General features: G+C 70.4%; 10 protein-coding genes. 6 read left to right on the top strand and 4 right to left on the bottom strand.

Going from position 1 to position 12,766, the window contains the following annotated elements; genetic code table 11:
* Positions 1–3: 3 nt before the first annotated feature.
* Both ACVTJA_RS09710 and hflX read right to left on the bottom strand, forming a co-directional pair.
* Positions 4–444 (bottom strand): hypothetical protein, encoded by a 441-nt coding sequence (locus ACVTJA_RS09710; protein ID WP_465840348.1) that lies wholly within the window; start codon positions 442–444, stop codon positions 4–6.
* A 134-nt stretch (positions 445–578) separates the two neighbouring features.
* A complete protein-coding gene (hflX, locus tag ACVTJA_RS09715; RefSeq protein ID WP_465835815.1) occupies positions 579–2,231 on the bottom strand; it encodes a GTPase HflX in 1,653 nt (550 codons plus the stop codon).
* Positions 2,232–2,391: 160 nt separating this feature from the next.
* Here hflX and proB point away from each other — a divergent pair, with 160 nt between their 5' ends.
* The gene (proB, locus tag ACVTJA_RS09720) at positions 2,392–3,525 is read left to right on the top strand and encodes a glutamate 5-kinase (protein ID WP_465835817.1); all 1,134 of its coding nucleotides are present in this window, start codon (positions 2,392–2,394) and stop codon (positions 3,523–3,525) included.
* A 29-nt stretch (positions 3,526–3,554) separates the two neighbouring features.
* On the opposite strand, the gene ACVTJA_RS09725 is transcribed toward proB, so the two are convergent.
* Positions 3,555–4,025 carry a hypothetical protein gene (locus ACVTJA_RS09725; RefSeq protein ID WP_465835819.1) on the bottom strand — a complete coding sequence of 157 codons (471 nt, stop codon included), beginning with the start codon at positions 4,023–4,025 and terminating at the stop codon, positions 3,555–3,557.
* Between the two features lie 313 nt (positions 4,026–4,338).
* Here ACVTJA_RS09725 and ACVTJA_RS09730 point away from each other — a divergent pair, with 313 nt between their 5' ends.
* From ACVTJA_RS09730 to acnA, 5 genes are all read left to right on the top strand, one after another.
* A complete protein-coding gene (locus ACVTJA_RS09730; RefSeq protein WP_465835821.1) occupies positions 4,339–5,364 on the top strand; it encodes a helix-turn-helix transcriptional regulator in 1,026 nt (341 codons plus the stop codon).
* Complete coding sequence (locus tag ACVTJA_RS09735; RefSeq protein ID WP_465835823.1) at positions 5,361–6,287, top strand: helix-turn-helix transcriptional regulator; 927 nt, start codon at positions 5,361–5,363, stop codon at positions 6,285–6,287. The genes ACVTJA_RS09730 and ACVTJA_RS09735 overlap by 4 nt, the downstream gene beginning before the upstream one ends.
* 9 nt (positions 6,288–6,296) lie before the next feature.
* Entirely contained in the window at positions 6,297–7,940 is a 1,644-nt protein-coding gene (locus tag ACVTJA_RS09740; RefSeq protein WP_465835825.1) for an FHA domain-containing protein, read from the top strand.
* A 112-nt stretch (positions 7,941–8,052) separates the two neighbouring features.
* A complete protein-coding gene (locus ACVTJA_RS09745) occupies positions 8,053–9,300 on the top strand; it encodes a phospholipase D-like domain-containing protein (protein ID WP_465835826.1) in 1,248 nt (415 codons plus the stop codon).
* A gap of 235 nt (positions 9,301–9,535) precedes the next feature.
* Positions 9,536–12,268, top strand: coding sequence for an aconitate hydratase AcnA (gene acnA / locus ACVTJA_RS09750; protein ID WP_465835828.1), 2,733 nt, complete (start codon positions 9,536–9,538; stop codon positions 12,266–12,268).
* A gap of 72 nt (positions 12,269–12,340) precedes the next feature.
* Here acnA and ACVTJA_RS09755 read toward each other — a convergent pair whose 3' ends face one another.
* Complete coding sequence (locus tag ACVTJA_RS09755; protein WP_465835829.1) at positions 12,341–12,763, bottom strand: HD domain-containing protein; 423 nt, start codon at positions 12,761–12,763, stop codon at positions 12,341–12,343.
* Positions 12,764–12,766: the final 3 nt, after the last annotated feature.

Raw genomic sequence — 12,766 nt, forward strand, 5'->3', positions numbered from 1 at the left:
GACTCAGTAGCGACGCACGTGCGGCTCGGGCGAGGCGCCGCGGATGCGCCACACGGTGAGACGCTGCGAGTTGGTGTGGCTCACCACCAGGCCCTCATGCTGCATCTGCTCCAGCAGGCGGTTGGTCTTCAACCGGTCCAGCCCCACGGCCTTGGCCAGCATGTCTCCGGGCATGCCGCTGATGTTGCGGCGCAGCTCGTTGACGATGGCCTTCTTGAACTCGTTCTTCTGCAGGCCGTCCAGGTCCTGCGTCCTCCATGCCTGGAGGATGCCCGCGGCGATGATGACCAACGTCAGCACCGCCACCGCCGGGTAGACGATGTGGCTGTTCTGCTCGAGTATCTCGAAGTAGCTCGGCGAGAGGGACGAGTCCGGCTTCGCGTAGTCCGGCGGGGGCTGCTGGGAGAGCAGCGCTTGCACCAACATCATCGACGGGGAGGGCATTGCCACGCCCGGACTCTAGGGGGAGCCCACCACGGTCGCAACCCGGCTTCCGGAGCCCGGAAACACCACGGCCCCGGCGTCCTCTCGTGGGAGGAGCACCGGGGCCGCGAGCGATTCAACACCGCGAGGCTGCGTCAGAGCGCGCCGATGGCCTCGGTGGCGCCCTCGGCGAACAGCGTGGTGTCCGCCTTGGCCAGCAGGGACGACAAACCCTCGCGCGTCACCGCGCTGATGGCCACTCCGCCATGGCCGCGCAAGAGCGACTCCACCTCTTCTGGCGACAGCTTGTCCGCCTTGTTCCACACCATGAGGCGCGGCTTCTCCATCAGCCCCAGCGACTCGAGGATGTTCTCCACCGCCTCCACCTGCTCGTCGCGGGCGGGGTCCGCCGCGTCCACCACGTGGAGCAGCAGGCTGGCGTCGTAGAGCTCCTCCAGCGTGGCGCGGAAGGCCGCCACCAGGTCCTTGGGCAAATCGCGGATGAAGCCCACCGTGTCGGTGATGATGACCTCGCGCTCCTGCGGGAAGCGCAGCCGGCGGCTCGTGGGGTCCAGCGTGGCGAACAGCTTGTTCTCCGCCAGCACCTCCGCGTTGGTAATCGCGTTGAGCAGCGTGGACTTGCCCGCGTTGGTGTAGCCGACGATGGAGATGACCGGCAGCTCGCGACGGTTGCGCTGCGCCCGCCGCACGCTGCGCTCGCGGCTGATGGCGTCGATGCGCTTCTCCAGGTGCGTAATCCGCTCGCGCACCCGGCGTCGGTCGATTTCGAGCTTCGTCTCACCGGGGCCGCGCCCGCCGATGCCACCCGCGAGCCGGCTGAGCGAGTCATCGCTCTGCACCAGCCGGGGCAGCCGGTACTTGAGCTGCGCCAGCTCCACCTGGAGCTTGCCCTCGGCGCTCTGCGCGCGCTGCGCGAAGATGTCGAGGATGAGCTGCGAGCGGTCCAGCACCTTGAGGCTGGTGGCCTCGCCGATGTGCCGCCCCTGCGACGGGGTGAGGTCCTTGTCGAAGATGAGCAGGTCCACCATGGACTGCATGGAGCGCAGGTTCAGGTCCTCCAGCTTGCCGCGTCCGATGAGGTAGCGCGGGTCCGCCTCGCGGCGCACCTGGAGCACACTGTCGATGACCTCCACGCCCGCGGTGCGCGCCAGCTCCTTCAATTCCGCGAGGCTGGCCTCGGCCTTGCCGCGGTTGCCGTCCAGGCACACCGCCACGAGGATGGCCTTCTCCCGGCCCCCGACGGTGCGGGCGGCCGCCTTGCGGTTGAACTCCTCCTCCAGCGCGTCCAGCGTGTCCTGCAAATCCGGCTGGTCGTTGTGGACGGAGGGCAGGGTGCTGACGTGCCAGAACTCGCCGGTGCCGTTCTCCGGCACGAGGTACGCGTAGTGGAGCACGCCGGGCAGGCCCTCCTCGCCCACGCCGACAGCGGCCACGCAGTCCAGGCGCAGGAGCGCGAGGTCCGTCAGGTCGTCCTTCGTGAGGGGCTCGCTCTTGAGGTGCGTGTGCACGAGCCGCAGGCCACGCAGACGAATCTGGCCCGCGCGGGCGCGGCCGATGTCCGGCAGCTCCAGCTTGTGCGCGTTGCCCACCACCACGTGCTCGATTTCGCCCTTGCGGTTGATGAGCACACCCACCTGCCGGTTCGTCTCACGCGACAGCTCGGTGAGGTGGCGGGCGAGCTCGGGCGACACGATTTCGTGCGGCGACACCCGCCGACGGAAGGTGTTGCGCAGCCGGTGCTGCTCGCTCGACTTCAGGCCCAGGGTGTTGCCGTAGATTTCCTTCAAACCGTCTCTCCTGGTGAGGGCCTTGGGCCCCCACGCCTCCGGAACTCTATATGGCCACCCGGACGGTGGGTTTCACGACGCGGCCCGTTCCGAAAACCGCGACTGGGGTGAACGCACGGCTGACGCGCGTTTCTTCCATTTCTGACCTACGCTGCCGGACGTGAGTCCGATTTCCGCTGGCCGCACCGCGTTGCGTGCCGCCCGTCGCGTGGTGGTGAAGATCGGCACCAACGCGCTGACCAACGCCACCGGCCGTTTCAACCGCGACCACTTCGATGCGCTGGGCCGGGATTTGTTGTGGGCCGCCCAGGGCCGGGAGCTGGTGGTGGTCTCCAGCGGCGCGATTGCGCTGGGCGTGGAGCGGCTGGGGCTGCCGGCCCGGCCCAAGGACATTCCCGGCAAGCAGGCCTGCGCGGCGGTGGGCCAGAGCCGCCTGATACAGGCGTACGAGGAGGCCTTCAGCGGCGCGGGCCGCGCGGTGGCCCAGGTGCTCCTCACGCACGAGGACGTGCAGGACCGGCGCCGGTACCTCAACGTGAAGCACGCGCTGGAGCGGCTCCTGGCGGCGGGCGTGGTGCCCGTCATCAACGAGAACGACACCGTGTCCGTGGATGAGCTGAAGTTCGGCGACAACGACACGCTCGCCGGGCTGGTGGCGGGCGTGGTGGAGGCCGAGGCGCTCGTCCTCCTCTCGGACGTGGAGGGGCTCTACACGGGCGACCCGCGCCGGGACGCGGGCGCGGAGCTGATGCTGGCGGTGGAGCAGGTGACGCCCGAGGTGCTGGCCCTGGCCGGCGGCACCACCAGCGGCGTGGGCACCGGCGGCATGGCCACCAAGGTGCGGGCCGCCGCGCGGGCCACCGAGTCCGGCATCCGCTGCGTGATTACGTCCGGCGCCGTGCCGGGCCGCCTGCGGCAGGTGCTGGAGGGCGAGCCCGTGGGCACCCTCTTCGAGCCCACCGGCAACCGCCGCAGCGCTCGCGCCGCGTGGATTGCGCACGCCCTGCGGCCGCGCGGGCGCATCACCGTGGACGCGGGAGCGCGCGAGGCCATCGTCACCGGCAAGCGCAGCCTGCTGCCCAGCGGCGTGCGCGGCGTGGAGGGCGACTTCGGCCGGGGAGACCCCGTGGACCTGTCCGACGAGTCCGGCGCCGTCTTCGCCCGGGGCCTCGCCTCCTACGACGCCAACGAATTGCGCCGCATCGCGGGGAAGCGCACGGGCGATATCGAAGCGGTGCTGGGCTACCGCTACCTCGACGAGGCGGTGCACCGCGACGACCTGGCGGTGCTGTAGGGGACGGCGGGGCAGGCGCTGCTCGGTGCTCAGATGGAAGAGCTGGGCGCGGCCTTGTCGGAGTCCTCGCTCAGCTGCATCAGCGCGCGGAACTCCGGCGAGTCCACCTTCATGAGGAGCAGGTGCACTTCCAGCTCCCCCGGCACCCGGCCGAGTTGGAGCTTGCGCTCCTGGCCGTGCAGCAGGGCCAGCTCGGAGTGCCCCTCGGCCTCCGGCAACTGGAGGTCCAACTGGAGGAGGAAGGAGTCGCCCGAGGCCTTCGGCGTGAGGATCAGCCGGTAGTCCGGAAGGGGCGCGCCCGGACGGCGGCGCTCGGCGCGCAGGGTGCGGCCCGTCTCGCCCAGGAGCTTCGGCGTGGCCACCACACGGCCCTCGCGGCGGACCTCCACGGCGAAGTAGAGCGGCTCGGCGCGGGCCGCGGCGGGACTCACGACGGAGCACAGCCCCACCAGCAGCGCCAGTCCGGCAACCATGTTACGGACGAGGGAGGTGCGGCTCATGGTGAGTCCCTTCGGAAGCACCCTCGCTGACCCGGCCGCTCAGCGTCCGGCCGGCCACCGCCTGCCACCGGTGCTTCTCACAACTTTAGACGTCTCAGGAATATCCCAGTCGCGCCCCGAGTGCGAGCCCCCCGTCCCGGGTTGTCTCCTTCCCGGCTGAGGGCCGCCGCACATACAGACGAATACCTGCTTGTCTGTTCAGTTCGGGCCATATATCCCGCCGGACGCGGTGGGACTCGCCGCCTGTTTCCCATCAACACTTCCACCGAATTGACCTCCCCGGGCCCGCCCGGCATCGTGGCCGACCTTCCGAATGGAACGCACCGAACGCATCCTCGACCTCGTGGCCCTTCTGCTCGACGCGCGCGAGCCCATCTCATGGGCCGAGCTGCGCGAGCACTTCCCCGCTGACTACGGTGGCTCGGACGACGCCGCCGAGCGCAAGTTCGAGCGTGACAAGGCGGAGCTCGTGGAGCTGGGCTTCCCGCTCACCTACGTGCAGGGCGACGACGAGCGCCGCGACGGCTACATCGTCGACCGCGACGCCTACTACCTGCCGGAGGCGGACCTCACCAAGGAGGAGCTGGCCGTGCTGTACGCCGCCGGCTCCGCCGCGCTCGCCTCGGGTGCCTTCCCCGGCCGCGACGACCTGGCGCACGCGCTGCGCAAGATTGGCTTCTTCGCCGGCCAGTCGCTGCCCACGCCCCGCGTCCGCATGGAGCTGGGCGCCGTGCAGGAGGGCGAGGAGAAGGAAGTCTCCGCCCGCCTGGAGCAGCTCTGGGACGCGTGCGCCGCGCGCAAGTGGGTGGACCTGACGTACGCCAGCCCCAAGCACCCCACCGCCACGCAGCGCAAGGTGGACCCGTATGGCCTGGCCCTGCGGCGCGGCGTGTGGACGCTGGTGGGCCACTGCCACCTGCGCGGCGGCCTGCGCACGTTCCACGTGCACCGCATCCGCGAGATGAAGGCCAACACCGCCCGCCCGCGCACGCCGGACTTCCAGGTGCCGGAGGACTTCTCGCTGGACGCCCACGTGGCGTACTTCCCGTGGCAGCACCGCTTCCACGAGCCCATGGAGGTGACGTTGCGCCTGTCCGGCGCGCTCGCCTCGCGCGCCGGGAGCCTGCTGCCCGGTGCCATGCTGGAGCCGGCCGGTGAGGAGGGCGTGGTGCGCGCCCGCATGCGGGTGTCGTTCCTGGATGGCCTCGTGCGCTTCATCCTCGCGCTGGGGTCGGACTGCCGCGTGGAGGGGCCGGAGAGCGCCCAGGCGCGGCACAAGGAGATGGCGACGCGCATCCTGGAACGCCACGCGGAGCCGCAGGAAGAGGTGAGCGCATGAGCAACGTCCACGAGCGGCTCCGCCGCCTGCTGTTCCTCGTCCCCTATGTGTCCAAGCACCCCGGCGTCACGGTGGAGGCGCTCGCGAAGGCGCTCAACATCAGCCGGGAGGATTTGCTGGAGGAACTGGACCTGCTCACCTGCGTGGGCCGGCCGCCCTTCAACCCGGACGACTACATCGACATCTACGTGGACAACGACCGCGTCTACGTGGACCTGGACCAGCGCCTCTTCGCGCCGCCCCGGCTGACGCCCGGCGAGGCCGCGGCCCTGGCCGCCGCGGCGGAATTGCTGCGCCCGGCCGCGGGCGACGCGCTGCAGAGCGCCCTCCAGAAGCTGGAGCGTGTCCTGCCGCCCTCCACCCGCGAGAAGTACCGGGAGATGTACCGGAAGATTGACGCCTCCGCGGAGGCGCCCCAGGCGCTGGCGCCGCTCACCCGCGCCATCATCGAGCGGCTGGAGGTGACGTTCGCCTACGCCACGCCGGGCCGCGCGCCCGAGTCGCGCCGGGTGCGGCCGTACGAGCTGCTCAGCCACCGCGGCCAGTGGTACCTCCAGGGCTTCGACCACATGCGCCAGGACGCCCGCCTGTTCCGGCTGGACCGCATGGAGGACATCACCGTCACCGACACCGCCTTCCTGCCTCCGCCGGACGCGCGGGCGGACGTGCCCAACCCGGCGCGCAGCCGCGCGGAGACGTCCGTGCGCGTGCGCTTCTCCCCGGTGGCCGCGCCGTACGTGAAGGAGCGCTTCGGAAGGGACGCCCGCCCGCTCGCCGATGGGGGCGTGGAGGTGGTGGTGGCCGGCGACAGCGAGCGCTGGCTCACCCAATGGGTGCTGTCCTTCGGCGGCGAGGCCCAGGTGGTGGAGCCCGCCAGCGCGCGGGCCGCCGTTGCCCGTGCGGCGCGCGCCTCGGTAGGATAGTAGCCCCCCATGCCTTTCCAGCTGACGATCTCCGAGGGTAGAGAAACTGGCAAGGAGTTCGTCTTCGACCAGGACTCCGTGCTCATCGGCCGGTCGACGGACTGCGACGTCGCGCTGTTCGACCCGGGCGTGTCCCGCAAGCACTGCCGCATCTTCCTCGACGGTGAGGCCTACGCCGTCGAGGACCAGGGAAGCGCCAACGGCACGCTCGTCAACGGCTCGTCGGTGACGACGCAGGTCCTGGAGGACGGCGACAAGCTCACGCTGGGCCCCGTCACCTTCGTCTTCGCGATGATGACGGCGGAGGCCTCCACCGGCGAGGAGGAGATTCCCGCCGGTGCCCAGGAGGACGGCGCCAACAGCACCCGCATCGTCTCCGTGGACAGTCTGAAACGGCAGCGCAACAAGGGCATGGCGCTGGCGCCGGATGGCGCGAACGAGGAGGAGCTGGAGGAGATTCGCCAGGGCGCCACCCGCCACAACCTCCGCTCGCTGCGCCCCGTCTCGGCGTCCCAGTCCGGCTCGCGCGCCGCCGTGTCGCAGTCGGGCTCGCGTGCCGCCGCGTCGCAGTCCGGCGCGTCCCGGGCTTCCGGCCCCAATGCCATTGAACGCGCGGCCCCGGCGGAGCCGCCCGCCCCGCGCCGTCCGGCTGCGTCGTCCGCTCCGGTGCGGGCCCGCGCGTCGGGCGCGCAGCCCGCGGGCGGCGGTCTGTCCGCGGCCGACCGCGCCCGCATCCGCCGCGAGTCGCCCGGCCTGGTCGCCAGCGCGAAGCTCTTCTGGGTGGACGCCAGCTCCGGCGTGCGCAGCGGCATCATCGGCGGCGGCGTGGCGTTGGTGCTCGGCTTCTTCGGCCTCCTCTACTGGCTGGTGCTCAGCGAGGGGGAGACGCAGAACAAGGGCGAGGAGCCGGTGCTGCTCGGCGGCCAGCCCATCCGCGACTCCTTCGGCCTCGGGCCGGGCGTGACGTGGGAGCGCCCGGACATGAAGGTCTTCACCTGGGAGTACACCGCCGCCACCAAGGCGGTGGTCATCCTCCACTACCAGGCGCAGGGCATCTCCAAGGACGAGGTGGTGGTGAGCGTCAACGGCGTGGACGTGGGCAAGGTGCCGCCCGACACGCTGGCCAGCCAGGACCGCCCGCTGGAGCTGATGATTCCCGCCGGCAACCTCAAGAAGAGTGAGCCCAACCGCATCATCTTCGACAACACGAAGAACCCGCCGGGAGAGGAGCCCTGGGTCATCTGGAACGTGTGGGTGGAGCGCGCGCTGCTGCCGGACCTGCCGCCCGAGGAGCTCGTGCTGAAGGCGAACGAGTCCTACAAGCGCGGCCGCAAGCACTTCGACACGCCGGACATCGGCGCCCGCAACCGCTACGAGGCGTGGAAGGCCTTCCGCGAGTCGTGGCTCATGCTGGAGGCCCATCCAGAGCCCAAGCCGGACCTCTACTTCGAGTCCCAGGAGCGCATGAAGGAAGCGCAGCAGGAACTGGACCGCACCTGCGCCAAGCTGCTCCTGGAGGTGGAGGGCTACTACAACCAGGGCAACTACAAGGCCGCCTCCGCCACGCTGGACCACGTGAAGGAGTACTTCCCCGAGTACGACCAGCCCTGCGCCACGCGCGCGGAGAACAAGCGCGCGGAGTACGGCCTCTAGTCTGTAGCCTTTCGAACGGTACCGCCCGCCATGCGGGCAGGCGTCAGGGCCTCGGGTTGCCGGGCCGCGAAGGCATCCTCACCGTTGGGTGGCCATGCGCGACCCGGAGGTGATGAGCGAGCAGTCAGGCATTTCCAGCAGCCAGGAGACGGGGCTCGTGCGCATCCCGTCCCGTGGCGTGGTGCCGGAGCACCCGCGGGTGTGGAGCCCCAACGTCTCCGGGCTGCTGCTGTCGCGGTACTACCTGCCGCGCGGCCACGCCGTGCAGCGGGGCAACGCCTGTCAGTTGCTGCGCGATGGCGTGGAGGCCTACCCGGCCATGCTGGAGGCCATCCGCCGCGCGCGCCGCTACATCCGCCTGGAGACGTACATGTTCATCACCGACGCCGTCGGTGAGCTGTTCGGCCAGGCGCTCGCGGAGGCCGCCGAGCGCGGCGTGCACGTGAAGGTGCTCTACGACGCGGTGGGCTCGTGGACGAGCCGCCGGAGCTTCTTCGAGCAGCTGCGCGCCCGCGGCGTGGACATCCGCCCCTTCAAGCCCTTCAGCCTGTCCCGGGGACTGCGCCACCTGCTCCGCCGCGACCACCGGAAGATTCTGGTGGTGGACGGTGAGGTCGCCTTCACGGGCGGGGTGAACATCTCCGCCCACTGGGCCCCGGAGGGGCAGGGCGCGGCGTGGCGGGACGACGTGCTGCGCATCGAAGGCCCGGCGGTGCACGAACTGGAGCGCCGCTTCCTGGCCACGTGGCGGATGATGTTCCAGGACCGCTTCCACCGGCTGACGGCGGGGCTGCGCCGCGTCCAGCGCCGCGCGCCCCAGCGCGGGCAGGTGGGCCTGGCGGTGCTGTCCAGCCGGCGGAGCATCCACCGGGCATACCTGCACGCGATTCAGCGGGCACGCCAGAGCGTGCTCATCGCCGCCGCGTACTTCATTCCCGACCGGCGCATGGTGGCCGCGCTGCGCGAGGCGGCCGGACGGGGCGTGGAGGTGCACCTGCTCCTCAACGCCCGCAGCGACCACCCCTTCCTGGAGTTCGCCACCCGGGCCTTCTACGAGAAGCTGCTGTCCGCCGGCATCCGCATCTTCGAGTGGCAGCGCGGCGTGCTGCACGCGAAGACGGCCGTGGTGGACGGGGTGTGGGGCACCATCGGCTCGTTCAACCTGGAGCGCCTCAGCCTGGCCTTCAACCACGAGGTGAACGCCGTCTTCGCCGACCCCCGCCTGGGCCGGCAGCTCGAGGAGTCCTTCCGCACTGACTGTGGGAACTGCCGCGAGGTGACGCTGGCCGAGTTCCGCCGCCGGCCCCTCTGGCAGAAGGTGCTGGAGCGCGTGCTGTACGCCTTCCGCAAGGTGCTTTGAGGCGCGACGGGCGGCCGGGCGTCGGACGCATGCCCTGGCCCGTGGCAGGTGGGGCCGTTACTACTCCGGCACAACCCCGGCCACCGCCAGCAGGACGCATGGTTCCGATGAGCGGGACTGGACGTCTCGGGGAAGAACCGTCCGGCCCTGGATGACCACGCAGGAACCCTTTGCAACGCGTCAAAGGCGGGCCTACAAGTCGGCGCATCCCGCGCACGGAAGGACGGCAACGCACATGACCGACAGTTTCGGCACGAAGTCCCAGCTCAAGGTGGGCTCGGCCACGTACGAGTTCTACAGCCTCGCCAAGCTGGCGAAGGCGCACCCCTCGGTGGAGCGCCTTCCGTTCTCGCTCAAGGTGCTGCTTGAGAACCTGCTGCGCAACGAGGACGGCCGCGTCGTGAAGCGCGAGCACGTGGAGAAGATGCTGGCCTGGGACCCCAAGGCCACCCCGGACGTGGAAATCTCCTTCCACCCGGCCCGCGTGCTCCTGCAGGACTTCACCGGCGTGCCCGCCGTGGTGGACCTCGCCGCCATGCGCGAGGCGCTCGCCTCCATGGGCGGCGACCCCGCGAAAATCAACCCGCGCAACCCGGCGGACCTCGTCATCGACCACTCGGTGCAGATTGACGCCTTCGCCACCACGGCGGCCTTCAAGGAGAACGCCGAGCTGGAGTTCGAGCGCAACCGCGAGCGCTACGCCTTCCTCCGCTGGGGCCAGAGCGCGTTCAAGGGCTTTGGCGTGGTGCCGCCGGACATCGGCATCTGCCACCAGGTCAACCTGGAGTTCCTCGCCCGCGTGACGTTCCGCGAGGGCAACACCGTGTACCCGGACACGCTGGTGGGCACCGACAGCCACACCACGATGATCAACGGCCTGGGCGTGGTGGGCTGGGGCGTGGGCGGAATCGAAGCCGAGGCCGCGCTGCTCGGCCAGCCGATTACGATGCTCATTCCGCAGGTGGTGGGCTTCAAGCTGACGGGCCAGCTCCCCGCGGGCGCCACCGCCACGGACCTGGTGCTCACCGTCACGCAGATGCTTCGCAAGAAGGGCGTGGTGGGCAAGTTCGTGGAGTTCTACGGCAGCGGCCTGAAGAGCCTGTCCCTGCCGGACCGCGCCACCATCGCCAACATGGCGCCCGAGTACGGCGCCACCATCGGCTTCTTCCCGGTGGACGAGGAGAGCCTCAACTACCTGCGCTTCACCGGCCGCCCGGATGATGCCGTGGCCCTCACCGAGGCCTACGCGAAGGAGCAGGGCCTGTGGCGCAAGGACGGCGCGCAGGACCCCCTCTTCAGCGACACGCTGGAGCTGGACCTGGCCTCCGTGGTGCCCAGCCTCGCCGGCCCCAAGCGCCCGCAGGACCGCGTGCCCCTCAAGGACATGAAGTCCGGCTACGAGAAGTCGCTCGTGGAGATGCTGGCCGCCGGCAAGAGCAAGGGCGAGGACGACGAGGGCGGCGCCAAGGCCAAGGCCCCCGCGGTGGAAGTGCCCAAGGAGCGCCTCGCGCAGACGGCCACCGTGAAGAGTGGCCGCTCCAGCTACCAGCTCGGCCACGGCGCGGTGGTGATTGCGTCGATTACCTCCTGCACCAACACCTCCAACCCGGCGGTGCTGGTGGCCGCGGGCATCCTCGCGAAGAAGGCCGTGGAGCGCGGCCTCAACCCGAAGCCGTGGGTGAAGACGAGCCTCGCCCCGGGCAGCCGCGTCGTCACCGAGTACCTGCGTGAGGCGGGCCTGCTGCCCTACCTGGAGGCCGTGGGCTTCCACGTGGTGGGCTACGGCTGCACCACCTGCATTGGCAACTCCGGCCCGCTGCCGGACCCGGTGGCCAACGCCGTCACCGAGGCGGACCTCGTGGTGGCCGCGGTGCTGTCCGGCAACCGCAACTTCGAGGGCCGCATCAACCCGCACGTGCGCATGAACTACCTGGCCAGCCCGCCGCTGGTGGTGGCCTACGCGCTGGCCGGCGAGGTGGGGTTGGACCTGGACAACGAGCCGCTGGGCACGGACCCCAATGGCCGTCCGGTGTTCCTCAAGGACATTTGGCCCACCAACGAGGAGGTGCAGCAGACCATCCGCACCGCCGTGAAGCCGGAGCAGTTCCGCAGCCAGTACGCCAACGCCATGGAGGGCGACGCGCTCTGGCAGCAGCTTCCGGTGGGCAAGGGCTCCACCTTCAAGTGGGAGCCGAAGTCCACCTACGTGCGCAAGCCGCCCTTCTTCGAGAACCTGCCCAAGGAGCCGAAGCCCACGCAGGACATCAAGGGCGCGCACGTGCTGGCGCTGCTGGGTGACTCCGTCACCACGGACCACATCTCGCCCGCCGGCAACATCGCCAAGACGAGCCCCGCGGCGAAGTACCTCATGGCCGAGGGCGTGGAGCCGAAGGACTTCAACTCCTACGGCGCCCGCCGCGGCAACCACGAGGTCATGGTGCGCGGCACCTTCGCCAACATCCGCCTCAAGAATCTGCTGGTGCCCGGCGTGGAGGGTGGCGTCACCGTCCACATCCCCACGCGCGAGCGGATGAGCATCTACGACGCGTCCATGAAGTACCAGGCCGAGGGCACGCCGCTGGTGGTGCTGGCCGGCGCGGAGTACGGCACCGGCTCCAGCCGTGACTGGGCCGCCAAGGGCACGCAGCTGCTCGGCGTGAAGGCCGTCATCGCCAAGAGCTTCGAGCGCATCCACCGCTCCAACCTCGTGGGCATGGGCGTGCTGCCGCTCCAGTTCGAGGCGGGCCAGGACGCGCAGTCGCTGGGCCTCACCGGCCACGAGAAGTTCGAGATTGCGGGCATCGCGGAGAACCTGGCGCCGCAGAAGAAGCTCACCGTGAAGGCCACGGGCGAGGGCGGCACCAAGGAGTTCACCGTGACGTGCCGCATCGACACGCCCAACGAGCTCGACTACTACCGCCACGGCGGCATCCTGCAGTTCGTGCTGCGTCAGCTCGCCAAGGCCTGAGCGGCGTCAGTCACCAGTCACAACGCGGCCCGGCGGGTTGCCTGAAGAGGCGCCCTCCGGGCCGTGGTGTTTTCAGGGCTCGCGCAGGCGCGTCCAGGCGGCGCGGTAGCGCGTGAGGCGCTCGGCGTCCCTCGGCGTCACCGCGGCGAGGCGGCGCACGTCCATGTTGTCCTCCAGGTCCGCCAGCTTCACCCGCCGGGCCAGTGCGTGCGGGCGCACCCGCTCGATGAAGGCCTCGTACGTCTCGCCGTCGCGGCGGGTGAGGGCATCCAGCGCGGAGAGCACCTCCTCCGGGTAGCCCGCCGCGCGCAGCTTCTCCAGCGTCCAGGGCGTGTCCTCCACCACGTCGTGGAGGAGGGCCACGGTGCGCTCGGCGTCCGTCTCCAGTCGCATCATGACTCGCAGCGGGTGGAGGATGTACGGCTGGCCGGCCTTGTCCTTCTGCCCGCGGTGCGCTTCCACCGCGAGGGCGAGGGCATCTTCGACGGTGGGCATCAG

It is taken from the genome of Pyxidicoccus sp. M6, assembly GCF_055568925.1.